The organism is Acidiphilium sp. AL (assembly GCF_025499445.1).
Taxonomy (GTDB): domain Bacteria; phylum Pseudomonadota; class Alphaproteobacteria; order Acetobacterales; family Acetobacteraceae; genus Acidiphilium; species Acidiphilium iwatense.
Genome location: NZ_JAIMBZ010000003.1, coordinates 145,636 through 170,985, shown reverse-complemented (window position 1 = coordinate 170,985; position 25,350 = coordinate 145,636). Strand labels below are relative to the sequence as shown.

General features: G+C 64.7%; 21 protein-coding genes. 8 read left to right on the top strand and 13 right to left on the bottom strand.

Annotated features, from left to right (window positions below; all coding sequences use genetic code 11):
* Positions 1-23: 23 nt before the first annotated feature.
* From AiwAL_RS03725 to AiwAL_RS03685, 9 genes are all read right to left on the bottom strand, one after another.
* Positions 24-1,142 carry an acyl-CoA dehydrogenase family protein gene (locus AiwAL_RS03725; RefSeq protein ID WP_235703141.1) on the bottom strand — a complete coding sequence of 373 codons (1,119 nt, stop codon included), beginning with the start codon at positions 1,140-1,142 and terminating at the stop codon, positions 24-26.
* A gap of 11 nt (positions 1,143-1,153) precedes the next feature.
* A complete protein-coding gene (gene pimC / locus AiwAL_RS03720; protein WP_235703142.1) occupies positions 1,154-2,365 on the bottom strand; it encodes a pimeloyl-CoA dehydrogenase large subunit in 1,212 nt (403 codons plus the stop codon).
* Positions 2,366-2,375: 10 nt separating this feature from the next.
* Complete coding sequence (locus tag AiwAL_RS03715) at positions 2,376-3,557, bottom strand: acetyl-CoA C-acyltransferase (protein ID WP_262312148.1); 1,182 nt, start codon at positions 3,555-3,557, stop codon at positions 2,376-2,378.
* A 9-nt stretch (positions 3,558-3,566) separates the two neighbouring features.
* Entirely contained in the window at positions 3,567-5,258 is a 1,692-nt protein-coding gene (locus tag AiwAL_RS03710) for an AMP-binding protein (RefSeq protein ID WP_262312147.1), read from the bottom strand.
* Positions 5,255-7,360 (bottom strand): 3-hydroxyacyl-CoA dehydrogenase NAD-binding domain-containing protein, encoded by a 2,106-nt coding sequence (locus AiwAL_RS03705; protein WP_262312146.1) that lies wholly within the window; start codon positions 7,358-7,360, stop codon positions 5,255-5,257. Before AiwAL_RS03705 ends, AiwAL_RS03710 begins: the two co-directional genes overlap by 4 nt.
* A 196-nt stretch (positions 7,361-7,556) precedes the next feature.
* Positions 7,557-8,357, bottom strand: coding sequence for an ABC transporter substrate-binding protein (locus tag AiwAL_RS03700; protein WP_235703146.1), 801 nt, complete (start codon positions 8,355-8,357; stop codon positions 7,557-7,559).
* Between the two features lie 2 nt (positions 8,358-8,359).
* The gene (locus tag AiwAL_RS03695) at positions 8,360-8,734 is read right to left on the bottom strand and encodes a gamma-glutamylcyclotransferase family protein (RefSeq protein WP_262312145.1); all 375 of its coding nucleotides are present in this window, start codon (positions 8,732-8,734) and stop codon (positions 8,360-8,362) included.
* Between the two features lie 9 nt (positions 8,735-8,743).
* A complete protein-coding gene (locus AiwAL_RS03690) occupies positions 8,744-10,111 on the bottom strand; it encodes a tetratricopeptide repeat protein (protein ID WP_235703148.1) in 1,368 nt (455 codons plus the stop codon).
* Complete coding sequence (locus tag AiwAL_RS03685; RefSeq protein ID WP_262312144.1) at positions 10,108-11,970, bottom strand: tetratricopeptide repeat-containing sulfotransferase family protein; 1,863 nt, start codon at positions 11,968-11,970, stop codon at positions 10,108-10,110. The genes AiwAL_RS03690 and AiwAL_RS03685 overlap by 4 nt, the downstream gene beginning before the upstream one ends.
* 214 nt (positions 11,971-12,184) lie before the next feature.
* On the opposite strand from AiwAL_RS03685, the gene mbfA reads away from it, so the two are divergent.
* From mbfA to AiwAL_RS03665, 4 genes are all read left to right on the top strand, one after another.
* Positions 12,185-13,141 carry an iron exporter MbfA gene (gene mbfA, locus AiwAL_RS03680; protein WP_235703150.1) on the top strand — a complete coding sequence of 319 codons (957 nt, stop codon included), beginning with the start codon at positions 12,185-12,187 and terminating at the stop codon, positions 13,139-13,141.
* 31 nt (positions 13,142-13,172) lie between these two features.
* Positions 13,173-14,129 carry a nitronate monooxygenase family protein gene (locus tag AiwAL_RS03675; protein ID WP_235703151.1) on the top strand — a complete coding sequence of 319 codons (957 nt, stop codon included), beginning with the start codon at positions 13,173-13,175 and terminating at the stop codon, positions 14,127-14,129.
* A 24-nt stretch (positions 14,130-14,153) separates the two neighbouring features.
* Positions 14,154-14,894: an AraC family transcriptional regulator gene (locus AiwAL_RS03670; protein ID WP_235703152.1), complete on the top strand. Its 741-nt coding sequence runs from the start codon at positions 14,154-14,156 to the stop codon at positions 14,892-14,894.
* A gap of 71 nt (positions 14,895-14,965) precedes the next feature.
* Positions 14,966-15,973, top strand: a complete 1,008-nt coding sequence (locus tag AiwAL_RS03665) for a DMT family transporter (RefSeq protein WP_262312143.1) — start codon at positions 14,966-14,968, stop codon at positions 15,971-15,973.
* A gap of 17 nt (positions 15,974-15,990) precedes the next feature.
* Here AiwAL_RS03665 and AiwAL_RS03660 read toward each other — a convergent pair whose 3' ends face one another.
* Entirely contained in the window at positions 15,991-16,656 is a 666-nt protein-coding gene (locus AiwAL_RS03660; RefSeq protein ID WP_262312142.1) for a glutathione S-transferase, read from the bottom strand.
* Between the two features lie 10 nt (positions 16,657-16,666).
* A complete protein-coding gene (locus AiwAL_RS03655; protein WP_262312141.1) occupies positions 16,667-17,488 on the bottom strand; it encodes a folate-binding protein YgfZ in 822 nt (273 codons plus the stop codon).
* Positions 17,489-17,545: 57 nt separating this feature from the next.
* Between AiwAL_RS03655 and AiwAL_RS03650 the strand changes: the two genes are divergently transcribed.
* The 4 genes from AiwAL_RS03650 to AiwAL_RS03635 are packed head-to-tail and all read left to right on the top strand — an operon-like array spanning position 17,546 to position 22,537.
* On the top strand, positions 17,546-18,442 hold the full coding sequence (locus tag AiwAL_RS03650; protein WP_235703156.1) for a glycosyltransferase family 9 protein: 897 nt from the start codon (positions 17,546-17,548) through the stop codon (positions 18,440-18,442).
* 14 nt (positions 18,443-18,456) lie between these two features.
* Complete coding sequence (locus AiwAL_RS03645; protein WP_262312140.1) at positions 18,457-19,464, top strand: glycosyltransferase; 1,008 nt, start codon at positions 18,457-18,459, stop codon at positions 19,462-19,464.
* Complete coding sequence (gene asnB, locus AiwAL_RS03640) at positions 19,464-21,206, top strand: asparagine synthase (glutamine-hydrolyzing) (protein ID WP_262312167.1); 1,743 nt, start codon at positions 19,464-19,466, stop codon at positions 21,204-21,206. Before AiwAL_RS03645 ends, asnB begins: the two co-directional genes overlap by 1 nt.
* Before the next feature lie 2 nt (positions 21,207-21,208).
* Entirely contained in the window at positions 21,209-22,537 is a 1,329-nt protein-coding gene (locus tag AiwAL_RS03635) for a dihydroorotase (protein ID WP_262312139.1), read from the top strand.
* Here AiwAL_RS03635 and AiwAL_RS03630 read toward each other — a convergent pair.
* On the bottom strand, positions 22,534-23,706 hold the full coding sequence (locus AiwAL_RS03630; RefSeq protein ID WP_262312138.1) for a pyridoxal phosphate-dependent aminotransferase: 1,173 nt from the start codon (positions 23,704-23,706) through the stop codon (positions 22,534-22,536). The genes AiwAL_RS03635 and AiwAL_RS03630 overlap by 4 nt on opposite strands.
* Entirely contained in the window at positions 23,707-25,077 is a 1,371-nt protein-coding gene (locus AiwAL_RS03625; RefSeq protein WP_262312137.1) for a gamma-glutamyltransferase family protein, read from the bottom strand.
* Positions 25,078-25,350 lie beyond the last annotated feature (273 nt).

Below are 25,350 nucleotides of genomic sequence, written 5' to 3'. Positions count from 1 at the left end.
GCGCAAGATGGCCGAGGTGCCTGTTAAGCCGCAAGCCGCCGCAAATGATGATCCGCGTCGCCGAATTGCAGGTCGATCATGGTCAACCGCTTGAACAAATGCCCCGCCTTGTATTCCATGGTCATGCCGATGCCGCCATGGAGCTGGATCGCCTGCTGGCCGACGAAACGCGCGGCTTTGCCGATGGCGGATTTCGCCATCGCCATGGCTTCGCCACGTTCTTTCGCATCATCGCTCGCCGCCGACAACGCCGCGAAAATCGCCATGCTGCGCGCCTGTTCGGCGGCGACATACATATCCACCGCACGGTGCTGCAACGCCTGAAACACCGAAATCGCCACGCCGAACTGCTTGCGGGTTTTCATGTAATCGACGGTCATCGCGATCAGCGCTTCCATCACTCCCACCGCCTCGGCACAAACGGCGGCGATCGCCTCATCCGCCGCGCGTTCCAGTACCGGGAGATTGCCCACCCGCCTTGAGGCCGGTACCCGCACATTGGCAAGCGACACTTCCGCGCCGTGCAGCCCATCCTGCATCGCATAGCCGCGCCGCGACACCCCTTCCGCCTTGGCGTCGACCAGAAACAGCGCGATACCGTCACGGTCCCGCCGTGCGCCCGACATCCGCGCACTGACGATCAGATAATCCGCCGAATTCCCGCCGATCACCACGGTCTTATCGCCTTCGATCACGTAACCGTCGCCGTCGCGCCGCGCGGTGGTGGTGACATCGTTCAGATCATAGCGTGATTGCCGCTCGGTATGTGCAACCGCGATTATCGCCTCGCCGGCGGCGATTTTCGGAATGATCTCATCCTTGACCGCATCGGAAGCGCCATGGCGCAGAATTGCCCCGGCAAACACCACGCTCGGCAGATAGGGCTCCAGCGCAAGGTTTTTGCCGATTTCCTCCATGACAATCATGGTCTCGACCGGCCCGCCGCCAAACCCGCCGTGTTTTTCGTCGAACGGCAGCGCCAGCAATCCCACCTCGGCATATTCCGTCCAGATCGCGCGGTCGAATCCATCGGGCTGCTTCGCGTAGCCGTTGCGCTTCTCGAAATCGCCGTAGCGATTGGCGAAAAGTTTTGCAACGCTGTCGCGCAGCAGGCGCTGTTCGTCGGTGAAATCGAAATCCATTTTCTAGCTCCTCAAAATCCAAGTATCGCTTTTGCAATGATATTCCGCTGAATCTCGTTCGATCCGCCATAGATCGAAATTTTCCGCCAGTTGAAATAGGTCGGCGCCGCGTAGGCCGCGTCGTCTGGCCCGATCGGGGTGGCATTGCCGTCATCCTCCGCATCGGTCGAACGCTGATACGGCATCGCCAGCGGTCCCACCACATCCATCAGCAGTTCTGTCGTTGCCTGCTGAATTTCCGACCCCTTGATTTTCAGGATCGACGATTTGGGATCGGGCGCGCCATGCTTGCCGCTCTTGCGCGCCTCGGCCAGGACGCGCAACTGGGTGATTTCCAGCGCCTTCAGATCGATCTCGATTCCAGCCAGCTTTTCGCGAAACCACGGCGCGTCGAGCAGGCGCGCATCGCCCGCGCGCTCCTTTGCCGCCAGCTCCCGCACACGCCGCAGGCGCTGCTTGGAAACGCCCACCCGCGCGATGCTGGTCCGTTCGTTGCCGAGCAGGAACTTGGCATAATCCCACCCCTTGTTTTCCTCGCCGACCAGATTCTCTGCCGGCACCTTCACCTCGTCGAACCAGACTTCGTTGACCTCATGCCCGCCATCGATCAACTGGATCGGCCGCACGGTAATCCCCGGCGTTTTCATATCGACAAGAATGAAGGAAATTCCTTCCTGCTTCTTCGCCGCCTGCGGATTGGTGCGTGCGAGCACGAAAATCCAATCGGCATATTGCGCGAGCGTGGTCCAGGTTTTCTGGCCGTTGATGACGTAGAAATCGCCCTCGCGCCGGGCCGTGGTTTTCAGTCCCGCCAGATCGGAACCAGCACCCGGCTCGGAAAATCCCTGGCACCACCAGATATCCAGATTGGCGGTTCCCGGCAAAAACGTCTTTTTCTGTTCATCGCTGCCGAAGGTGGCGATCACCGGCCCGACCATGGAGACGTTGAACGGCAAAGGCTGGGGCGCCGGTGCCGATTGCAACTCGTCGATCAGGATATATTCATGCACCGGGCTCCAATTCTGCCCGCCCCAGGCACGCGGCCAATGCGGCACCGCCCAGCCTTTCGCGTTCAGCTTGCGTTGCCAGTCGACGATATCCTGCTTGCCAATCTCGCGGCCTTCGATCATCCGCTGCTGCACGTCGCGCGGCAGATTATCGCGAATGAACGCGCGAACCTCGTCGCGAAAGGCGAGTTCTTCAGATGAAAAACTGAGTTCCATGATCTGATCCTCAAACGATCTCGAACAACCCGGCAGCGCCCTGACCACCGCCGATGCACATTGTGACCACCACGTATTTCGCGCCCCGGCGCTTGCCTTCGATCAATGCATGGCCGGTCATCCGCGCTCCGCTCATGCCATAGGGATGACCGATTGAAATTGATCCGCCGTCGACATTCAACTTTTCGTGCGGAATCCCCAAGCGGTCCCGGCAATAAACCACCTGGCTGGCGAAAGCCTCGTTCAGCTCCCACAGATCGATATCTTCGATCTTCAAGCCTTGGCGTTTGAGCAAACGCGGGATTGCAAACACCGGCCCGATACCCATTTCATCGGGCTCGCAGCCGGCAACCGCAAAACCGCGAAACACGCCCAGCAGCGGCAGCCCACGTTTCCCCGCTTCCTTGTCCGACATGACGACGCAGGCCGAGGCGCCATCGGACAATTGGCTCGCGTTGCCGGCAGTGATGAACTTGTCCTCGCCACGGACCGGCTTGAGTTTGGCGAGCCCTTCGAGAGTCGTGTCGGGCCGGTTGCCCTCATCCTGACGAAGCGTTACTTCCTCGTGGGTGATCGCCTTGGTCTCCTTGTTCTCCACAGCTTTCGTCGTGGTCACCGGCACGATCTCGGCGTCGAACCGTCCCGCCTGCTGGCCGGCGGCGGTGCGGCGCTGGCTTTCCAGCGCATATTCGTCCTGCATCGCGCGGGTCACGTCGTAGCGTGCGGCGACGATGTCGGCGGTTTCGATCATCGGCATGTAGATGTCGGGCTTGTGCTCGCGCAGCCAGGGATCGATGCTGCGCTCGCCGCCGATCGGGTTCGATGTCTGGCTGATACATTCAAGACCGCCAGCAAGGACCACCGGCACGCCTTCGACGACGATTTCATGCGCCGCGAGCGCGATCGCCTGCAGACCCGACGAGCAGAACCGATTGACCGTCATTGCCGCCGCATCGACCGAAATTCCCGCGCGCACGGCGGCAAGGCGTGCGATATTGCCGCCGGTGGTGCCTTCGGGTGTCGCACAGCCCATGACCACGTCCTCGATTTCGCGCGGGTCGAGCTGCGCGCGCTCCATCGCGTGGCGCATCGCGTGGGCACCGAGGGTCGGGCCCGGCGTGATGTTGAACGCGCCGCGAAACGCCTTGCCGATCGGCGTGCGGGCGGTTGAGACGATGACGGCTTCGACCATGGGATTTTCCTAACTGACGGCGCGTTTATAGGTGCTCTTCGCGGCCTCCTCGGCGGCAAGCTCCTTGCGTGAGAATTTGCCCACCGAGGTTTTCGGGAGCGCGTCGCGGAATTCCAGCGCGGCCGGCATTTCGTGCTTGCCAAGCTTGTCGGCGAGAAAATCGCGGAGCGATTCAAAAGTGAATTCAGGGGCATCAGGCTTCAAGCTCACGAAAGCTTTGGCCGACTGCCCGCGATAATCATCGGGGATGCCGACCACGATGACCTCCGCGACATCCGGGTGTTCATAGATCGCGGATTCGATGACGGTCGGATAGACGTTGAACCCGCCGGACAGGATCATGTCTTTCTTGCGATCGACCAGGAACACCATGCCATCGTCGTCGATCCAGCCGATATCGCCGGTCAGGAAATGCCCGTCGGCGAAACTGCGCGCGGTTTCCTCGGGATTGTTCCAGTAGCCCTTGAACACGTTGGGCGCTTTGATGCGGATTTCGCCGGTTTCGCCATAGGGCAGAATGCGGGAGGGATCGTCGAGCGAAACCACATCCAGCTCGATCCCCGGCAGCGGCATTCCCGCCGAGCCGAGCTTGAAAATACCGTCGAGCAGATTGCCGGTTCCGGCCGAGGCGGTCTCGGTCATGCCCCAGCCGCCGCCGAGCCGCATTCCCGTCAAACGCTCAAAACGCTGGCCGATTTCCACCGGCAGGGGGGCGCCGCCGGAACCCACCAGTTTCAACGACGAGAGGTCGCGTCTATCGAGATCGGCGATATTGGCGAGCGCGATCCACATCGTCGGCACGCCGGGGAAATAGCTCGCCTTGTTGACTTCGATGTCGCGCAAAGTGGTCTCGGGGTCGAATTTCAGCCGAAGCAGCAATTCGCTGCCGCGCGAAAGCTGCAACAACAACAGCACGACCAGCGCATAGATGTGAAACAGCGGCAGCATGCAGATCGCGCGCAGTCTTTCGCCCGGCACGAAGCGTCCCTGGCCGTCGATGAACGCCTGATAGATCGCGACCGAGGCACGCAAGGTCGCGTGCGTATGCATCGCCCCTTTCGGAAGTCCCGTGGTGCCGCCGGTATATTGCAGAAGCGCCAGATCATCGGAATCGATGTCTGGAAGTAATGTATCCGAAATGCGCCCGGCTTCCCGCAGCGCCTGTATCGTGATGATGCGTGAATCATTCGTAGGAATCGGCGGATGCGGCATGCCCGGAATCGGCCCGAATTGTGCATCGTCGCCGACGATGATCCGGTCGATATGGCCGGTGTCGAGCAGTTTCCGCGCCATGCCGAGCATCGGTCCGATATTGGTACAAACCAGGGTGCGGGCACCGGAATCATGCAGTTTATGGACAAGTTCGCGTTCGGCATCGAGTGGCGAGAGATGCACCACGACCAGCCCCGCCGTGAGTGCGCCAAAAAAACTGAACGGATGCCCCGGCGAGTTCGGCAGATAGAGCGCGATACGGTCACCGCGCCGCAACCCGAGCGTGATCAACCCTTTGGCAACTTCATCGATCGCAACGCCAAGGAGCGAAAAGCTGATCTTGTGGCCGCGATAGTCCAGCGCCGGCTCCGGGCCGTAGGTTTCAATGGTCCGCGCGATCATCGCCGGAATGGTCTCGCGCGGAATCGTAACGTCCCAGGCAAGACCCGGAGGATAGTTCCGCTCCCAGGGGAACGGACGCCGGCTCATTCGGCCGCTACCTTCGCCGCCTTGCCGAAATCGGCAAATCCCTTGCTTTCGCCGGCAAGCTGCCGCAGCAATGCGGACGGTGCGAGTCCGGCATCGCCGGTGGCCTTGGCATAATGGTCAAGCCGTTCGGCGATCTTGCTCAATCCCACAAGATCGGCGTGGAAACATGGCCCGCCGCGCCACACCGGCCAGCCATAGCCATAGACCCAGACGACATCGATATCGGAGGGACGGATCGCGATGCCTTCCTCCAGGATGCGCGCGGCTTCGTTGATCATCGGATAGGTCATGCGTTCGAGAATTTCATCGTCGTCGATCTGACGCCGCATTATCCCAAGCCGAGCGGCGGTCTCGACGATGAGGGTTTCGACCTCGGGGTCCGGCGCCGGCGTGCGGCTACCGTTTTCATAAATATAGTAGCCGCGCCCGGTCTTCTGGCCGAAGCGGCCCTGTTCGCACAACGCATCCGAGATCGGCGCGGTGACGCCGCGATGCTTGCGGATGCGCCAGCCGACATCGAGTCCGGCCAGGTCGCCCATCGCGAACGGTCCCATCGGGAAGCCGAACCTGGTCACCACGGCATCGATTTGCTGCGGCAACGCGCCCTCCAGCATCAGCCGCTCGCATTCGGTGGTGCGGCGCGCCAGCATCCGGTTGCCGACGAAGCCGTCGCAATTGCCGACCACCACGGGCACCTTGCCCATGGTCTTGCCGATGCCGATGGCCGTCGCGATCGCCTGATGCGAGGTGGCCTTGCCGCGCACGATTTCCAGCAATTTCATCACATTGGCGGGCGAAAAGAAATGCATCCCCAGCACGTCGGCGGGCCGCTTTGTCGATTGCGCGATCGCATCGACATCGAGGGTAGAGGTGTTGGTGGCAAGCAGTGCACCTTGCCGGGCATGGGCATCGAGTTTCTCGAAAATCCGTTTTTTCAGGTCCATATCCTCGAATACCGCCTCGATGACGATATCCGCCTCGGCGATGCGTGCCCAATCGGTCGTGCCGGAAAACAGCGCCATGCGCGTTTCGGTGGCGCCTTCCGGCAGTGCGCCGCGCTTGACCGACACGTCATAGGTCTGGCGCACCCGGTCGAGCCCGCGGGTGAGAGCCTGCTCGTCGGTTTCGATGATGGTGACGGGAATGCCGGCATTGGCGAAATTCATCGCGATGCCGCCGCCCATGGTGCCGCCGCCGATCACCACGGCGCGGGAGATTTTCGCGGCTTTCACTTCGGGGAGCATTCCGGGGATTTTCTGCGCCTCGCGTTCGGCGAAGAAAACGTGGCGCTGCGCGCGCGACTGGTCACCCATCACCAGTTTCATGAACATGCCGCGTTCGGCGGCCAGCCCGTCCTCGAACGGAAGGGTGAAAGCGTTGCGCACCGATTGCACGCAGGCGGCGGGCGCCTCGACGCCCGCAAGACGTTTGGTGGCCTCGCTCGCGGCCTTGTCGAAGCTGGACGGATCGGCCTTCGCGGCGGTGATTTTTTCGCTCCGGTCGCGGACTCGGACCAGTTTGCGGCCATCCGTCAGCATGGTTTTTGCGAAGTCGATGGCGCCAGGAATCGGGTCGGCGACGATCGCGTCGATCAGCCCGTCGGCATGGGCGGCTTTGGCGCCGATCATTTTGCCTGAAACGATGGCGGCGACGGCTTTTTCCGGGCCGATCAGGCGCGGCAGGCGCTGGGTGCCCCCGGCGCCGGGGAGCAGGCCGAGCTTGACTTCGGGCAGACCCATTTTCGCATCCGCCGTCGCGACCCGGAAATGACAGCCGAGCGAGAGTTCCAGCCCGCCGCCGAGCGTCGTGCCGAACAGGGCGGCGACGATGGGTTTGGTGGAATTGTCGAACCGCTCGATCACCTCGTGAAGGCCGGGATCGCGCGGCGGTTTGCCGAATTCGGTGATGTCCGCGCCGGCCGAGAAGGTGCGGCCCTTGCAGCCGAGAACGATGGCTTTGACCGCGCTGTCGGCTTCGGCGCGATCGAGGGCGGCGATCAGGCCATGGCGGACCGCATGGCCGAGTGCGTTGACCGGGGGATTGTCGATCGCGATTACCGCGATACCATCGATTACATCATAATGAACCGCCGGATTGCTCATGTTTCCTCCTCGCGCGCCGGGCCAGGAGCCGGCACCATTCGTTAATCCTTTATCGCTTGCGACCGATTGGGGCGCAAGCCCCCACGGCAGGCAGCATAAACTAAATATACGTTAATAATTTTAACGTTTGTTTCACGTGAAACAAAAAATCTGTTTCGAGACTATCCATGTTGATATTATATCGAAATTGATATTATTATGATTGCGGCCCCGATCCCATGATGGTTTTGACAAACCACGCAGCGATTGCGGGTCGGCGGGTGGGGGTTGATGTTATGAGAGGCTTGGAGGGCGCGGCGGAATTGACATAGGCAATCAATTTTTCGGCGGCCGCGCGGTGCTGGCCGGTCAGGGTTTTGGCCATGACGATCGTGGTCTGGATAGCGTAGGCCGGTCGCGGAACAATCACGCGGAGAGATTTGTCGATTGTCCCGGCATAGATGGCTGCCGCGTCGGGTCGAACGATGGCGAGCTGGATCGCACCGCTGCGCAGGGCGGCGAGGGTCGCGCGATCGGTGGCGTAGATGTGCAGGCCGTTCCGTTGCAGGGTTGCGATGAATCCCTTGCCTGCGGGCCAGCCGCCTGCACTGTCCAGCATGGCGGCGAGCACCGGATAATCGCTGACCGAGACAGAAGGGTCCGCCATGCCGATCGTGCCGCGATAGGCAGGTGCCGAGAGATCGGCCCAGCGCGCGGGCGGCGGGAAGGTTGTCGTGCCCGGCACGACGAAGACGGCGGCGGGTTGACCGGCGAACTGAGGCGAGATCGGTCTGCCGGCGGTATTGACCCAGGCGAGGGACCAGCGCGGGTGACCCCGCTCGGCCGTGACGAGACGGACCGGAATCCCGGTCTTGCGGGTGAAGGATTTTACGATGGCGGGTGCGCCGCGAAGCGGGGAATAAAAAACGAGGCCGGACTTGGTGGTGCCTGGCAGGAGCAAAAATATCGCGAACGCCACGACGACCAGCCCGACAGCCAGGGCGATAAGCTTGCGCATGGTCAGAAAGCCTTTGAACGCAGGGTCATCGATTTATCGTCGGTACTGGGTCGCCACGGAACCCGGCTCGCGGCGTCGCCGATGAAGCAATGGGCCATGCAACGGCGACTGCCGATCGCAACCCGGATCAGGATAAGCCGGTAGCGCACGCTTTCATAGGCTTTGAGATGGGCGAGCATCGCGGCATCCACCTCGATCACGACGCCGTCGATCACCGCGCCGCGCGCCCGGCGCAGCGTGGGGTAGGACGCAAGGCGCAGTCGGACCCGCGCACGGCCTTCGAGCCGCGCGGCTTGCGGCACGATTTTCAGGGGTTTGCCCGCGCAAGGACCGAGTGCGGCCGGATCGGTCAATGTGCCATAGAAAAACAGGCGCATCGGGCGGATCTAGATATCCGCGACGAGACGTTCCACCACGCCGGACCAGTCATAGGCGCGCTGCTGGCGATATAACCTGATCGATGGGTACCAGGGCGTGTCGTCGCGCCCGAGCAGCCAGCGCCAGTCCGGCGCATGCGGCAGGATGAGCGAGGTCGGGCGCCCCGACGCGCCAGCCAGATGAGCGACCGAGGTATCGATGGTGACCAGCAGGTCAAGACTTTGCAGGATCGCCAGCGTATCGGTGAAATCGACGATGCTGGGGCCGAGATTGACCAGCGGGGCCGGGCCGAAATAGCCGCCGACCTCGTCGATCCGGTCGCCTTTCTGCACGGTGACGATGGCGAGATCGGGCCGGGCGAACAAAGGCGCGAACTGGCTGAGCTTGACGGTCCGTTTGCGGTCGTTCTTGTGGGTCGGCCTGCCGGCCCAGACCAGACCGACGCGGCGTTTGCCGCGCGGGGTGAGAGCGTCGAGCCGCTGCTTCCAGCCGGCGATCTTGGCCGGATCGGGGTGCAGATAGGGGATCGGCGTCGGGATCGTGTCGAGGGTCGTGCCGGCCAGGCGCGGCAGGCCGGAAAGCGGGATATAGGCATCGAACTCGCCGGTCGCTTCCCAGCGCGTCACGATGCGGCCGATTCCCGGAATTTGCCGCAGGATCGGCACCAGATCGCCGCTGCAGGCGAGCACGGGCTTGGGCGCGCGTTCGGCGACCCAGGGAATATAGCGGCCGAACTGGATACAGTCGCCGAAACCCTGATCGGCGACCAGCAGCAGACGGCCTCCGGGCACGGGCGATCCGTCCCACTGCGGCTTGTCGGTCTTGGGCAACATGCCCTCGGCCTGTTTGAGCTTGAAGCGCCATTCGTAGCTTTCCCAGCCCTCGGCCAGCCGGCCGCCGAGGAGAAGCACTTCCGCGCGCTCGAAATGCGCTTCGGGAAATTCGGCATCGAGTTCGAGCGCCCGGTCGGCGGCGGCCAGCGCGTCGTCCAGCTCAAGCCGTTCGTAACGGATCAGCGCGTGATTGAAATGCGCGCGGCTATCCTCCGGGGCGAGTTCCACGGCGCGCTGGGCCATGCGCAGTGCATCGTCCAGCCTGCCGGCGCCGCGATAAATCTCGCACATGTTGCGCGGATAGATCGCGACGGTGGGCGATAGCGCGAGGGATTTTTCCATCCGCTCGATCGCTACAGGAATCCGGCCGCGCCGATAGGCGACGATGCCCGACAGATGCAGGACGTGCGGGTGCTCGGGTGCGGCGCGCAGCACCCGTTCGGCGAGATCCTCGGCTTCCTCGAGCTTGCCGTCCCGCTCGAAGGCGCTGATTTCGCTCAGCACCTCGCCGAGCGTGACCTTGACGCCCTGAACGCCGCTCATGCCGCGATCCTCTCGGGGGCGGCGTAGCCGAGACGCTCGATCCAGGGCGCCAGAATCGGCATCGCCTCGTCGAACACCGCGCCGAAGCCGCGATGGCGGTACAGGCCGCGCCGGTGCGGCTTCTGCTGAAGTACCCGGTGAGCCGGCGCGCGCGGCACCGCACGCGGCGGGGCGGCGAGCAGCGTCGCCGGATCGGCGGCGACGGCGAGGAAATCCAGCACCTGACCGAGGGCCGCCGCCGGGTCGCGCACCATGTCTTCGTAGCGGATCGGCAGGTAGCGCAGGGTGGTCTGGCCGCGCACCTGGGCGATCGCCTGCATCTGGGCGTCGTAGAGCCGGGCGAGGCTGGCCAGCGTGACCCCGGCATTGCCCTCGTACAGCTTGTCCTGCGCGAAGCCGGACAGCACGACATCGAGCGGATGGCGCAGCACATGGATCACCGGCGCGTCGGGGAACAGGGCGGCGGCGAAGCCGATCAGCCAGGGCAGCTCGGCGCCGCGATCGGTGACGAACCGCGAGTCAGCGCCGATCGTGGCGCTGCCGCGCAGCGTGGCGAGGTAGCGCTGCGCGAGCATGGGCAGGGCGTCGCGCTGTTCGCCCGCCGTGGTTTCGACCAGGGCCTCGGGAAATTTCTTCTCCGGGCCGCCGAGGCCAGCGATCAGGGCGGGCAGCAGCCGGGCGAGATCGGGCAGCGGGCCGCGCGTATCGGCGGGATCAATTCCCGGCATCTGGATCAGCATCTGTTCCAGCAGCGAGGTTCCCGAACGCGGTGTGCCGAGCAGAAAAACGGGTGCCGGCGCACCGGCGATCGGCGCCGGACGCGGCAGGGCGGAAAGCCGATCGGAGATGAAGGTGGTTTTGACCTGGGCGAGTCGGGCTTCGATCGGGGCCGGATCGAACTGCCGGCCGGCGCGCTCGCGCTGGAAGGTTCTGGCGGCCTGATAGGCGGCGAAGGCGTCGTCGAACCGGCCGAGCCGCTCCAGCGCCTGACCCTTGGCGGCGAACTCGGTGGCGACCAGGCTCTGCGGCGCGATCGACGCCGCGACGGCCTCGATCCGAGCCAGGGCATCGGCCGGATCGTCGCGATGCAGCCGGACCAGGACACCGAGCAGGGCGATCATCCGGTCCGCCGGCGCGAGCGCCGCCGCCTCGGCCAGCAGGGCTTCCGCCTCGTCGAGGCGCAGGCGCGCCGCCTGGACCTGGGCGTACCCCGCCAGACCGCGCGGATTGTCCCGCTTGAGGGCGAAGGCCGCTTCGTAGAGCGAGGCGGCTTCGTCGAGCCGGCCTTGCTGTTTCATGTTCCAGGCAAGGTTGCCGATCAGCGCCGGGTCGCGCTGATCGGCGAAGCCGAGCGCCATGCGGTAATGCCGTTCGCCTGCTTGGAGTTTGCCGGTCTCGGTGAAGATGATGCCGAGCAAATGGTTCACCGTCGGATCGCGCGGCGCGAGCTGTAAGGCAAGGCGGGCCGGCGTCTCCGCTTCGGCGTGGCGGCCCTGATTGACCAGGAGTTGCGCGTGCTGGACATGCGCGAGCACCGCCGGCGGATCGAGCGAGGCGATGCGCTTGATCAGCGCCTCGGCCGCGGCGAGGCGGCCTTCCGCGCGGCGGAGTTCGAAGAGCAGGCGCAGCGCGTCGCGATGATGTGGCGCGAGATCGAGGATTTGCAGGACATGGCGCTCGGCTTCCCGGTTGCGGCCCTCGGTGCGGGCGGTGCGCGCCTTTTCCATCAAGGGATCGAGCACCGCGTGGTTCGCGGGGTCGGGTAGGCCAGCGGGATCGAGGCCACAGCAGCGCACCCGCCTCAATCCCGAAAAGCAGGGGCACGATGTCTTGTCGAACAGGGGCATTGTTGCGCTCATGACGCGGAATCATGCAGGGTTTACGAGTTGGTGCAAGTGCAGGGATTGTCCGGGTTGTGCGACGATGGATCGCGCCCGCGGGTGACGTGCGAATGCACGCCGTCGCGCGACTCTCCGCGCGACGACAGCGTCTTGTCGGGGCACCTAATTGCAAATAAATATCAAATAAAACCAAAATCTTGACCAATGCCGGCCGCCGCGCCATTTCGGGGCCATGCGCAATTTCTCGGAACTTTCGGAACGCGAAATCCTGGCCCTCGCGATCGGCGCGGAGGAGGAGGATGGCCGCATCTATACCGACATCGCGGAAAGCCTGCACGCGGACTATCCGGCATCCGCCAAGGTATTCTTCGAGATGGCCGCGGAGGAGAGCGAACACCGGCGCTGCCTGATCGACATGTTTCAGGAGAAATTCGGCGATCATATCCCACTGATCCGCCGCCACGACGTGCGCGGCTTCCTGCATCGCAAGACCGTGTGGCAATTGCCCAAGCCGAGCATCAGGGATGTCCGCAAGCTTGCCGAAAGCATGGAAGCCGAGACCGCGAATTTCTACCGTCTGGCGGCGAGCCGGACCTCGGATGTCGCGATCCGCAAGCTGCTCGGCGATCTGGCCGAGGCCGAGCAGGGCCACGGGCGGATCGCCGACCGGCTGACCGAGGAAAACCTGCCCGAGACGGTGCGCAGCAAGGAGGATGCCTCGGCCGAGCGCAACTTCGTGCTCCGCTATGTCCAGCCGGGCCTTGCCGGGCTGATGGATGGTTCGGTTTCGACCCTTGCTCCGGTTTTCGCCGCCGCTTTCGCCACCGGCAAGCCGTGGGAAGCGTTCATCGTCGGCATAGCCGCATCGCTGGGGGCTGGGATTTCAATGGCTTTCGCCGAGGCCTTGTCGGATGATGGCAGCCTGACCGGGCGGGGCTCGCCGGTGATTCGCGGGGTGATTACCGGGGCGATGACCACGCTCGGCGGACTCGGTCATACGCTGCCGTTTTTGATCCCGAATTTCTGGACCGCGATGAGCGTGGCCTTTGCCGTGGTGGTGGTCGAACTCGGCGTGATTTCGTGGATCAGGACGCGCTATATGGAGACGCCGCCGCTACAGGCGGCGCTGCAGGTGGCGCTGGGAGGGGCGATCGTATTCGGGGTGGGCATTCTGATCGGCACCAGTTGACGCATAGGGAAAGGGTCGGCAGAAGCATTGCATGACCGTTCCATCCGTCCTGCGCAACCGCCTCGCGATTCCGGCGATCGGCTCGCCGCTGTTCATCGTTTCCAACCCGAAGCTGGTGATCGCCCAATGCACCAGCGGTATCGTCGGTTCGTTTCCGGCGCTGAACGCGCGGCCGGAAACCATGCTGGACGAATGGCTGGCCGAAATCACCGAGGCGCTCGCCGCCTGGGACGCGGCGCATCCCGAGACGCCATCGGCGCCATTCGCGGTGAACCAGATCGTGCATCGCTCGAACGCGCGGCTGGAGCACGATCTGGCGCTGTGCGTGAAGTACAAGGCGCCGCTGGTGATCACCTCGCTCGGTGCGCGACCCGAGGTGAACGCGGCGGTGCATTCCTATGGCGGCATCGTGATGCACGACATCATCAATGATTTCTTCGCGCATAAGGCGATCGAGAAGGGCGCGGATGGGTTGGTCGCGGTTGCCGCCGGGGCGGGCGGTCATGCCGGGGTGATTTCGCCGTTCGCGCTGATCCAGGAGATCCGCTCGTGGTTCGACGGGCCGGTGGCGTTGTCGGGCGCGATCGCCACCGGGCGGGCGGTTCTGGCGGCGGAGGCGATGGGGGCGGATTTCGCCTATATCGGCTCGGCGTTCATCGCGACCGAGGAGGCCAATGCCTCGGCCTCCTACAAGCAGGCGATCGTCGATGGCAGCGCCGGGGACATCGTCTATACCAATCTGTTCACCGGGGTGCATGGCAATTATTTGCGGCCCAGCGTGGTCGCCGCCGGGCTCGACCCGGATAATCTGCCGGCCAGCGATGCCTCGGCGATGAATTTCCACGACGGCGCCAAGGCAAAAGCGTGGAAGGATATCTGGGGTTCCGGCCAGGGGATCGGCGCGGTGGATGCGGTGGTGCCGGCTCGGGTGCGGATCGAGCGGCTGATCGCCGAATATCGCGCGGCGAAGGCGGCGCTCGCGGCGTGACCTCCAAAATTTCACGGGTGCCCGATGACGGTTTCGATTCGGCGTTATGAGCGGCTTCCGGGGCAGCATATCCATTCTTTCGATCAGATCGTCCTGCCGTTTGCCGGAACCATGGACATCGAGATTGGCTCTCGCGGTGGTAAGGTGGATGCTGGGCATGGTGCGCTGATCGCCGCCGGCCAGCGCCACGTGTTTCATGCCGAACCGGGCGACCGTTTCATCGTTGTCGATATGGACGATATCGCCATTGTGCCGGAGCGCGGCGCCTTCTTCCCGATACCATCCGCGATCGCGCATCTTCTGGGATATGTCCGGGCAAGACAGGACAATTCGGCTCAACATTCCGATCTTCACGTTCCGTTGCCCGATATGTTCGCTCGCCCATGGGCAACCCTGCTGGTCGATGCGCTGTTCGGTCTCGAAACCAGCCCGGTGGATTCGGGCGGCCGAGCCATCGCACGCGCGTTCAAATTCATGCGCGCCAACCTCGAGAAGCGTTGCACCACGGCGGAGATCGCGGCGGCAGCGGGACTCGGCGAACGACGACTCCATGCCCTGTTCCACGCCCGGTTCGGCTCGACGCCGCGCGAAGAATTGATGAGGCTGCGGCTCGATTTTGCGCGGGCCTTGTTGTGTTCGACATCATTGCCGATCGCAGAGATTGCCGTGATGTCCGGCCACGCCGATCAGAGCGCTCTGACGCGCCGGATGCGCGATGTTCGGGGCATTACACCCGCTGTCGCGCGTCGAATTGCCTCAGCCTGATTTGTCGATTCGCGTCGTTTTTGGACAGCATCGGACAAGACGTGTCTGCGTGAGTGGCTTAAGCGGTCGCCATGACGATCCGAAGCTTCAATCCGGTCAATTCCGAACGCTCAAAGGCGACGGCGATCGGCGGGCTGGCGATCCTGTTGTGGTCCACCTTGGCGCTGCTTGCGGCGAGCACGCGGGGGATTCCGCCGTTCGAAACGCTGGTGCTGAGTTTCGGCGTCGCTTTCGCGGCCGGCATGGTTGTGCTTGTGGTGCGCCGAAGGCTGGGGCGGCTGCGCCAGCCGGTGCGGGCCTGGGCGCTCGGGTTCGCCGGCATTTTCACCTATCACGCGCTGTATTTCACCGCGCTCGACCATGCGCCGGCGGCGCAGGCGAGCTTGATCTGTTATCTCTGGCCGCTATTGATCGTCGTGTTCGCGGCTTTTCTGCCGGGAGGGCGGCTGCACGCGCGCCATGTCGCCGGGGCGGCGCTGGGGCTGGCGGGCACGGTGCTGATATTGCTTAGTGGCACCGGGCTTGCGGGCAATGGATCGGCGCTGGGTTATGGCTGTGCGTTCGCGGCGGCTTTTGTCTGGGCGGGATATTCGGTCGCGAATCAGCGGATCAGGGCGGTGCCGAGCGAATTGATCGCCGGGATATGCGGCGCCGTGGCGTTCGCCGCGCTGCTGGTTCATCTCGCGGTGGAGCAAACGGTCATTCCGAGCACGGGTCAGGCGGTCGCGATGATTGCCCTCGGGGTGGGGCCGGTCGGGCTTGCTTTTTTTTTCTGGGACCACGCGACCAAGCGCGGCGACCTCGCGCTGCTCGGCACGCTGTCCTATGCAGCACCGCTGCTATCGACCGCGCTGCTGGTCGCGGTCGGGCGGACGCCATTGAGCGTGACGATTATCGGGGCGGCAGCGTTGATCGTCGGCGGCGCGGGGATTTCGGTGGGATTCAGACGCCCAAAAGTCTGTTTGGAAACTCGCTCCGGCGAGTCAGTCGGTGATGTCTCGCGAGCACCGGAGCGGAGCGCACTTGAGTGCGTGAGCGCCGGAGCGCAGCGAAACGCCGCTGAATGGCCGCCGGAGTAGAGTTTGCAAATAGCCTTTCAGGCGTAAGGGTAGGGTCCGCCTTTCGCCAGCGCCCGCTGATAGGCCGGACGGGCATGCGCCGCCGCCAGGAACGCGTTGATCCGGGGGAAATTGCCGCGCAAGGCGCCGCGCGCGTTCGCCGCTTCGACCGGAAAGCTCATCATGATGTCGGCGCCGGTCAGGTCGTTGCCGGCGAACCAGGTGGAGTTGGCCAGCGCGTCCTCCCAGTAGCGGATATGGGTTGCGATATTGGGGTCGAGATATTTGTCGCCGACCTGCCTGCCGACCATGCGCAGGAGCGGGCGTGCGAAAAACGGGCCCTGTTTCGGCATTTCGGTGAAGATCAGCTTCATGACCAGAAAGGGCATCGCGGACCCTTCGGCATAGTGCAGCCAGTAGGAATAGCGGCGGCGATCGTCGGTGCCGGTGGGCGGGATCAGGCGGCCTTCGCCGTATTTTTCGATGAGGTATTCGACGATCGCGCCGGTTTCGGCGATCGTGGTGTCGCCGTCGGTGATCACCGGGGATTTGCCGAGCGGATGCACCGCGCGCAGGCTGGCCGGCGCGAGCATTGTCTTTGGGTCGCGGTTGTAGCGCTTCACCTCGTATTCCAGGCCGAGTTCCTCGAGCAGCCAGAGGATGCGCTGGGAACGCGAGGCTTCCAGATGATGGACGACGATCATGCTTGCGCTTTCATGCCTGGGCAGGCTCGGGGAGGGTTAACCAATAGGGCATATCAGGTTTGACCATGATCGGGCCTGCTTGCAAGGGCAAATCGAGGCAATCGAGCCGGAGCATGGCGAGACCGCGCAACCCAAGGCGGCCGCGCAACGCGCCGGCGTCGCGATCCCCGGTGGTGATGGGCGTGCCGGGCGATGGTAGATCGGTGCTGCCATTCACCGGGATGAGCCGGCGTTTGACCAGGCCGCGATAGCGGGTGCGGGCGGTCAGTTCCTGGCCCATGTAGCAGCCTTTGTCCCAGTCGATGCCGTGAAGTTCGTCGAAACCGGCTTCCATCAGCAGGGTTTTTTCGGGTTCGAGATCGGCGTGGTCGGGTAGGCCGAGGGCGAGGCGGTGGGCGAGGTAGGCGGTGGCATCGAGCGCGTCGGGGAGCCTGGTTCGGGCAAGGATTCGGGTTCCGGCGGTGTCGAGCCGTGGGTCGGGAGCGGTGATGGCGTCTGGGATGGTGGCTGAGCCGTTCCAGGCGGCATGGACGGCGAAATCGGCGGAGCGATCCGCGACGGTCACCTTGCTGCGCAGCCTGAAGCGGCCGAGGCGCTTGATCAGGTCGGGGATGGCTTCGCGCGCGGTGTCGAGCAGGAGCGAGTCCGCTGTGGCGAGAATGAAGAATTCGGCGAGGTAGCGGCCCTGCGGGGTGAGCAAAGCGGACCAGACGGTGCGGCCGGGGACGGCTTTGGTGACGTCGTTGGAGACCAGCCCTTGCAGGAAGGTGATGCGGTCGGGGCCTTCGATTGCGATGACGCCGCGATGGGGGAGAAAAGCCGTTTTTGTCATGATTGAAATGTGGCCCCTTGGCCGGCGCGCGGCAAGTCGTGCTAGACGCCGCATTACATGCGGATATTGTTCATCACCTCCTCGCGCCTGGGCGACGCCGTGATCTCCTCGGGTGTGATCGAGCGGATCAGGCTTGCGCATCCCGAGGCGCGACTGACTGTTGCCTGCGGCGCGGCTTCTGCCGGCGTGTTTGCCAGCCTGCCGGGGCTGGAACGGTTGATCGTGTTCGAAAAACAGAGCCTGGACCGGCACTGGTTTTCGTTATGGGCCGAGGTGGTGCGCCATTGGTGGCATTTGATCGTCGATTTCCGGGGATCGGCGCTGTCGCTCCTTTTGCCGGCAGGGCGGCGGGTGATCGTGCGCGGCGGGCGGCGTCCGGGCCGGCGCTATGTCCAGATCGGCGTGGCGCTCGGTTTCGATCCGGCGCCTCTGCCGGTGGCGTGGACCGCGCCGGAGGATCGGGCGCGGGCGGCGATCCTGTTGCCGGAGGGCGGGACGGTGCTTGGATTGGGACCGACGGCGAACTGGGACGGCAAGATCTGGCCGGCGGAGCGATTTGGCGACCTGGCGCGGCGGCTTGGGGTTCCGCGCATTGCCATATTTGGTGGTCCGGGTTCTGACGAGCGCGCCCGTGCGGCGCCCGTGCTTGCGGCGCTGCCGGATGCGATCGACCTTGTGGGTGCGGTCAGCGTGCCGGAGGCGGCCGCGTGCCTCGCCCGCTGCGCGCTGTTCGTGGGCAATGATTCCGGGCTGATGCATCTCGCGGCGGCGGCAGGGACGCCGACGTTGGGGTTGTTCGGCCGGTCGCGCGCATCGGAATATGCGCCGGCGGGTGTGCGTGCGTCGTTTGTTGCCGCGCCGGGGCCGGAAGGTGAAGCGCCAATGGACGGCTTGGCTGTGGATCAGGTGGTCGCCACGGCGCGGGCGCTGCTCGGCACGACGGTGCCGGCGTGAGGATTGCCCATTTGATGGCGGGAGCCGCGCAGGGTGGTGCCGAACTGTTCTTCGAGCGTATGACGATCGCGCTGGCGCAATCGGGCGAAGCGGTGCTGCCGGTGATCCGGCCGGATCCTGATCGGGTCGCGCGGCTGCGGGCGGCGCGATTGTCGCCGGTGGGGTTGCGATTCGGCGGCCTGCTCGATGTGTTGACCCGGCCGCGTGCCGCGCGGGTTTTGCGGGAATTCCGGGCGGATGTCGCGATCGCCTGGATGAGCCGGGCGGCGTATCATGCGCCGCGCGGGGATTGGGCGCTGATCGGGCGTCTGGGCGGGTATTACGATCTCGAATATTTCCGGCGCTGCGATCATTTGGTGGGTAATACGCGCGACATCGTGCGCTGGGTGGGTGCGCAGGGCTGGCCGCGCGGACGGGTGCATTATCTGCCGAATTTCGTGGTGGATTTTGCCGGGGTGATGCCGGCGAATCGTGGCGGTTTGGGCGTGCCGGAGGGTGCGGCGCTGATTCTTGCGTTAGGCCGACTACACGCGGTGAAAGGATTCGACACGCTAATCCGCGCGATGGCGCGGCTTACGGATGCGCATCTGGTGATCGCCGGCGAAGGGCCGGAACGCGCGGCGTTGGAGTCGTTGATTGCAAGCCTTGGATTGCGCGACCGGGTGCATCTGGCCGGCTGGCGGAGCGATATCGGGGCATTGCTGAAAGCGGCCGATATATTTGTGTCATCGTCACGTCACGAGCCGCTTGGTAACATGGTGTTGGAGGCGTTTTCCGCGTCGGTTCCGGTGGTTGCCGCCGCCGCCGAAGGGCCGCGCGAGATCATCCGCGATGGAGTCGATGGCGTGCTGGCGCCGATCGGCGATGACGCGGCGTTAGCAGCGGCGATGGCCGGCGTTCTGGGCGATCGCGGTCGCGCGGCAGTGCTCGCGCAGGCGGGACGGGCGCGGTTCGAGATTGAGTTTGATCAAGCGGTTGTGGTTGCCGCGTGGCGGGATTTTTTGCGGACGGTGAAGCGCTGATGTGCGGGATTGCCGGCATCGCGCTGAAGCCGGGGGCACGGGTCGGCCCGGAGATTCTTGCGGCGCTGGTGCGCGCGCTTGCCCATCGCGGACCGGACGGATCGGGCGTGCATGTCAGCGAACGGGCGGCGCTGGTACAGACGCGGCTCGCCATTATCGATCTCGCGACCGGCGATCAGCCGCTGTTCGGTGCGGATGCCGCGCTGATCGGCAATGGCGAAATCTACAACAATCTGGAATTGCGGGCAGAGATGGCCGATAGGCCGTTTCGGACCGGCAGCGACTGCGAGCCGCCGCTGTTTCTCGCGCGCGCGGAGCCTGATGTCACGCCGCGCCTGCGCGGGATGTTTTCGCTCGCGATCGACGATGCGATGCGCGGAACCGTCACGCTCGCGCGCGATCCGTTCGGAATCAAGCCGCTCTATACCGCGCAAACGTCGTTCGGGGCAGCGTTTGCTTCGGAACCGCAGGCGCTGATCGAGGCGGGGCTGGTGGCGCGGATGATCGATGCGGAAAAACTCGTCGAATTGCTGCAATTGCAGTTCGTCACCGGTTCCGCGACGGTGTTTTCGGAGATTACGCGACTGCTTCCGGGCGAGACGCTGACGCTTCGGGAAGGCGCGATCGAGCGACGGCTGCGCCATGATCCGATCGAGCCCGGCGAGGCGCCGCGTGACGAGGATGCGGCGATTGCAGCACTCGACCGCGTGCTCGAAGACAGCGTGGAGATGCATCAGCGCAGCGACGTACCGTATGGCATGTTTCTGTCGGGCGGCATCGACAGTGCGACGATTCTGGCGCTGATGGCGCGGCTGAACGACGCGAAGGTTCTGGCGTTTACCGCGGGGTTCGACAGTTCATCGGTTGCCGACGAGCGCGATACGGCGGAAACCAGTGCGCGCGCGGTGGGGGCGCGGCATGAGCGCATCGAGATCGGCGAGGCGATGATGTGGCGGCATCTGCCCGAAATTGTTGGATGTATGGACGATCCGGCGGCGGATTATGCGATCATTCCGAGCTGGTTTCTGGCGCGCCGCGCGAGAGAAGCGGTGAAGGTGGTGTTGTCGGGCGAAGGTGGTGACGAGATGTTCGCCGGCTATGGGCGGTATCGGGTGGCGGCGCGGCCCTGGCCGTTTGCGAAGCGGATGCGCGCGCGGGGCGGTTTCGACGGGTTGGACGTGTTGCGCGACGGGGGAGCGGTTTGGCGCGCGGGACTCGATCGGGCGCGGAATGTGACTCATGGGTCGAAGCTTGTTCGTGCGCAGCGTGAGGATATCGCCGAATGGCTGCCGAACGATCTGCTGCTGAAGCTCGATCGCTGCCTGATGGCGCATGGCGTCGAGGGACGCACGCCGTTTCTCGATCGCGAAGTCGCGCGGTTCGCGTTTTCGCTCCCGGATGGGCTGCGGGCGCGCAGGGGATTCGGAAAATACGTGCTCAGGAAATGGCTGGAGAAAAACCTGCCGGAAGCGCGGCCCTTCGCACGCAAGCAGGGGTTCGATGTGCCTGTGGCGGCCTGGATCGCGGCGCAGGGTTCGCGGCTGGGTGAATTGGTCGCACGGGCGCCGATCGTCGAGCAATTGGCGAAACCCGAGCGGGTGCGCGCAATCTTCGCGCGTGCCGATGACAGGCGCGCGGGAGTTGCGTGCTGGCGGCTGCTGTTTCTGGCGCTTTGGTACGCGCGGCACGGGTTTGGTCGCGCGGTTGACGGCGATGTGTTTGATGTTCTGACGGAGCGATAGGGATGGCGGAACGTTATGATCTGATCGTCGAGAACGGTATGTTTCTCCTGCCCTGGGGCGAGGCCGAAGCGCGAATCGGCGTGCGGGGCGGTCGTGTCGTGACGCTGGATGCGCGGGGCGAGGCGGAACGGACAATCGATGCTGGCGGGTTGCATGTGCTGCCCGGATTGATCGACCCGCACGTGCATTTTCGCGATTCCGGCGTGGCTGAATTGCCCGATGTCGAGACGCTGGAGACCGGCACGCGCGGCGCCGTGCTCGGCGGCATTACGGCGATTTTCGACATGCCGAACACCAGAACGCCCGCGACCGACGCGGCGAGCATCGCGGCGAAACGCGAGTCCGTCGCGGGACGGGCGTGGTGCGATGTCGGGCTTTATGTCGGTGCGACCAAACAGAATGCCGAGCAACTTGGCGGACTGGAAGCCGAGCCGGGCGTTTGCGCGATCAAGGTGTTTGCAGGCTCTTCGACGGGCAATTTGCTGGTGGAGGACGATGCCTCGATCGAGCGCGTGATGCGCAGCGGGCGTCGGCGCATCGCGTTTCATTCGGAGGACGAGTTCCGCTTGCAGGAGCGGCGCAAACTGTTTTCGCTCGGCCAACCCTATTCGAAACACGCCGAATGGCGCGACCCGGAATGTGCCGCACTCGGCACAAGGCGGATCATGGCGCTGGCGCGCAAGACCGGCCGACCGGCACATATTCTGCATGTTTCGACCGCGGAGGAGCTGGATTATCTGCGAGATTTCCGGGATGTCGCGAGCGTGGAAGTGTTGGTCAATCATCTGACCCAAGTGGCGCCCGACGCCTATGATCGGTTGGGCGCTTACGCGGTGATGAACCCGCCGATCCGCGAGGCGCGCCATGCGGAGGCGGCGTGGCGGGCGATTGCCGACGGGTTGGTCGATACGATCGGATCGGACCATGCACCGCATCCGCGATCGGCAAAGGAAAAACCGTGGCCGGAGACCGCAGCGGGGCTGACGGGGGTGCAGACCCTGGTGCCGGTGATGCTCGATCAGGTGCATCGCGGCAGGTTGTCGCTGGCGCGGCTGGTGGATTTGATGGCCGCCGGCCCGGCGCGGATTTACGGCGCGGTGGGCAAGGGGCGGATCGCCGCGGGCTATGATGCCGATTTCACCATCGTCGATCTCAAACAACGGCGCGTTATCGAACAAGCGTGGCTCGCGAGCCCGTGCGGCTGGTCGCCCTTTGTTGGCGAGCGGGTGGCTGGATGGCCGGTGATGACGGTTGTTCGCGGTTTGGTGGCGATGCGCGAGGATGAGATTCTGGGGGCGCCGTCCGGCCGTCCGTTGACATTCCGAAACTAACTAGTCGTTAATTTTCGACCTAATAGCCGGCTTGCGGCTTCGGCGATATCGGCCTCGGTCGCGCAATAGGAGAAGCGGACGAAGTTTCCGCCGCGCGCGGGATCGAAATCATGGCCCGGCGTTGCCGCAATATGCAATTCATTGAGGAGAGCACGGCAGAAATCCGAACTGCCTTGGCCGGTATGGGCGATGTCGGCATAGAGGTAGAAGGCGCCGTCGGCCGGCGAGAGTTTGGTGAATCCAGCGCTCGGCAGGGCATCGAGCAGCAGGGCACGGGAGCGCGCATAGCTATCGCGCCTTGCGCTGAGTTCCGCATGGCAGTCGAATGCCGCGATGGCGGCAATTTGCGAGACATGCGGCGCGCAGATGAACATGTTCTGGGCGAGGCATTCGACCGGACGCATCAGGTCTTCGGGCAAAACCATCCAGCCAATGCGCCAGCCGGTCATCGAAAAATACTTCGAAAACGAGTTGATCACGATGGCCGATGGGCTGAAGCTGGCGGCCGAGGCTGACGGTTTCCCATAGGTCAGGCCGTGATAGATCTCGTCGCTGATCAGCCTGATGCCGCCATCGTGGCAATAGCGGGCGAGGGCCGCCAGGTCGTCGGGGGCTAACATCGAGCCGGTGGGATTCGCCGGCGAGGCGACCAGCACTCCTGCCGGTTTCGGATCGAGCGCTTCGAGCATTGCCACGGTCGGCTGGAATCCGGTCGCTTCGGTGGCGGGCAGCAGGATGGGTTTCAGGCCGAGTGCCACCATGATGTTGAGGTAGGGCGGGTAGCAGGGGGTCGCCAGTGCGATGGTATCGCCGGGATCGAAGGCGGCGAGAAAGGCGAGCGGAAATCCGGCCGAGGCGCCGGCCACCACGGCGATGCGCGCGGCCGGAAGATCGAGGCCATACCAATCGGCGTAATGCGCGGCGATTCGAGCACGCAGAAGCGGCAGGCCAAACGCCTCAGTGTAGCCGAGCGAGTCGGTTCCGGTCATCGCGGTTGCCACCGCCGCCCGCACGCCTTCGGGTGCGCCGGAGCCGGGCTGGCCGACCTCCATGCGGATGACGCGGTGATTGGCGGCGCCGGGCGATGCGGCGAGAGCATTCGCCGCCGCGATCACGTCCATCACCAGGAACGGGGGGACGCGTGCGCCGGAGCCGGTTTTCAGCACCATTCAGCGCGAGCCGACGGCAAGGCCGAAACCGCGCGGATCGGCCGCACCCGCGCAGGATTTCGGCGCACCGGGCATCAGGCCGGCGCAGGCGATGACATTGGCGCGACCGGGTGCCGGCACCGGGCTTGGCATCGGCACGCTCGAATGCAGTGCATTATAGAGCCCGGCGGCAACCGCCATCGGCGCACCTTGCTGGCCGGAGCCGGTCGCGATCGCCCGGAAGTTTCCGCCGCGCGTGGCAAGCCCGGCCGCGAGCAGTGGCGGGGTGATCCGCGCCGGCGAGGCGGCGAGCAGAATGCCGGTGCCGGGTGCGATTCGTCCGGTGCCGAACAGATTGTTCATCGTCGTGGCACAGCCGACCACGCCGCCTTTATGATCGAGGGCAGCGAACCCGGCCGAGGCGGGCAGGGCGCCAAGCGAAGCGCCGTGGCGCGCCGCCTGTGCCGCGGCGAGCGCACGGCCGGCGGCGACATCCATCGCTTGCGGATTCTGCGCGAGCGACTCGATGCCGGTGGCGGCGCCGAGTCCGCCCGCCGTCGGCAGGAAGGACAAGGAATAGCCGAGGCGATCGATCGTGACCGGGGTGACATAGCGCGGCTTGATCGCGCGGAGATCGGCGAGGGTGAGGCCACCGCCGGCCCGATCGGCGGCATCGATGAATTTCGCGGCGAATTGACCATGGTAGAAGCCGAATACGCCAGCCGATTGCAGCCGGGTGAGCGTGGTCGCGAGATCGGGCTGGCGCAGGGTTTCCCCCGCCTGCAGCATCTGGCCCGAGGCGGTTGTGAAGACGCTGCGCGACGCTGGATTGGCAAGGAGGGCGGAGCCGACGACTGAAAGATCGGCCGCGAGCGCGCGTGAGACTGCGACACCGCCGCCTGCCATGGCTTCCGCAGGGGCGAGATCGGTAGACAGTGGCAGACGGCCATAGCGCGCCTGCATGGCGATCAAACCGCGCGCGAGTTGCGGCACCGCGGCGGGGCGGGATGCGCCCGACGTGGCACCGGACGGCTGGCCGGGTTGGAACAGCAGCGACGTGATGTGCCCGGTGCCGCCGTCATTTTTGGGAAGGTCGATCAGACAGGCGCCGCCGCCGCCGAGGCCGGCGCGTGAAGGCAGGGTAACGGCGAGGGCGAATCCGGCTGCCGTTGCAGCATCGGCCGCGTTGCCGCCTTCGTTCAGGATATGTTTCGCCGCGAGCGCCGCTTCCGGGACCGGGGCGACGGCGAATCCCACCGCCGGCTTTTGTGGCGCGGGTTCGCCGAGCCCTTTCTGGCTGCCGCCGAACAGCGCGTGCGATACGCCGCAGCCGGTGAGGAGCACTCCGAGTGCGAGCGGTGCCGTGCGGCGCAGTATGGACAAGTTTGCCATCCCCATGGTTGCGGAAGCCAGATCGACCGACAGGCCATAACCGCCTTCGGCAAGGCGGGCAATAAAGCGGGGCCGATCACACTTGGTTGAGCGCCGGAATTTCGCACATAGCACCCGGATTGTTCTATTGAGCCATGCAGGATTGACGGCGCTGAAGCCTCTATCCGGTCTTGCCGGTGGCAGGGTCAGCGTCCTATCGAGAGCGCGTTCAGGGTTTTGATGCAGTGCAGCGTGCCGAGGCAGGCTGTGCCGGACACCGAGGGCTAGTGTGGC

Bases quoted from the DNA above. Each gene is read 5' to 3' on its own strand.
- AiwAL_RS03725 (WP_235703141.1), bottom strand. From the start codon at position 1,142: ATGGATTTCGATTTCACCGACGAACAGCGCCTGCTGCGCGACAGCGTT.
- pimC (WP_235703142.1), bottom strand. From the start codon at position 2,365: ATGGAACTCAGTTTTTCATCTGAAGAACTCGCCTTTCGCGACGAGGTT.
- AiwAL_RS03715 (WP_262312148.1), bottom strand. From the start codon at position 3,557: ATGGTCGAAGCCGTCATCGTCTCAACCGCCCGCACGCCGATCGGCAAG.
- AiwAL_RS03710 (WP_262312147.1), bottom strand. From the start codon at position 5,258: ATGAGCCGGCGTCCGTTCCCCTGGGAGCGGAACTATCCTCCGGGTCTT.
- AiwAL_RS03705 (WP_262312146.1), bottom strand. From the start codon at position 7,360: ATGAGCAATCCGGCGGTTCATTATGATGTAATCGATGGTATCGCGGTA.
- AiwAL_RS03700 (WP_235703146.1), bottom strand. From the start codon at position 8,357: ATGCGCAAGCTTATCGCCCTGGCTGTCGGGCTGGTCGTCGTGGCGTTC.
- AiwAL_RS03695 (WP_262312145.1), bottom strand. From the start codon at position 8,734: ATGCGCCTGTTTTTCTATGGCACATTGACCGATCCGGCCGCACTCGGT.
- AiwAL_RS03690 (WP_235703148.1), bottom strand. From the start codon at position 10,111: ATGAGCGGCGTTCAGGGCGTCAAGGTCACGCTCGGCGAGGTGCTGAGC.
- AiwAL_RS03685 (WP_262312144.1), bottom strand. From the start codon at position 11,970: ATGAGCGCAACAATGCCCCTGTTCGACAAGACATCGTGCCCCTGCTTT.
- mbfA (WP_235703150.1), top strand. From the start codon at position 12,185: ATGCGCAATTTCTCGGAACTTTCGGAACGCGAAATCCTGGCCCTCGCG.
- AiwAL_RS03675 (WP_235703151.1), top strand. From the start codon at position 13,173: ATGACCGTTCCATCCGTCCTGCGCAACCGCCTCGCGATTCCGGCGATC.
- AiwAL_RS03670 (WP_235703152.1), top strand. From the start codon at position 14,154: ATGACGGTTTCGATTCGGCGTTATGAGCGGCTTCCGGGGCAGCATATC.
- AiwAL_RS03665 (WP_262312143.1), top strand. From the start codon at position 14,966: ATGACGATCCGAAGCTTCAATCCGGTCAATTCCGAACGCTCAAAGGCG.
- AiwAL_RS03660 (WP_262312142.1), bottom strand. From the start codon at position 16,656: ATGATCGTCGTCCATCATCTGGAAGCCTCGCGTTCCCAGCGCATCCTC.
- AiwAL_RS03655 (WP_262312141.1), bottom strand. From the start codon at position 17,488: ATGACAAAAACGGCTTTTCTCCCCCATCGCGGCGTCATCGCAATCGAA.
- AiwAL_RS03650 (WP_235703156.1), top strand. From the start codon at position 17,546: ATGCGGATATTGTTCATCACCTCCTCGCGCCTGGGCGACGCCGTGATC.
- AiwAL_RS03645 (WP_262312140.1), top strand. From the start codon at position 18,457: ATGGCGGGAGCCGCGCAGGGTGGTGCCGAACTGTTCTTCGAGCGTATG.
- asnB (WP_262312167.1), top strand. From the start codon at position 19,464: ATGTGCGGGATTGCCGGCATCGCGCTGAAGCCGGGGGCACGGGTCGGC.
- AiwAL_RS03635 (WP_262312139.1), top strand. From the start codon at position 21,209: ATGGCGGAACGTTATGATCTGATCGTCGAGAACGGTATGTTTCTCCTG.
- AiwAL_RS03630 (WP_262312138.1), bottom strand. From the start codon at position 23,706: ATGGTGCTGAAAACCGGCTCCGGCGCACGCGTCCCCCCGTTCCTGGTG.
- AiwAL_RS03625 (WP_262312137.1), bottom strand. From the start codon at position 25,077: ATGGCAAACTTGTCCATACTGCGCCGCACGGCACCGCTCGCACTCGGA.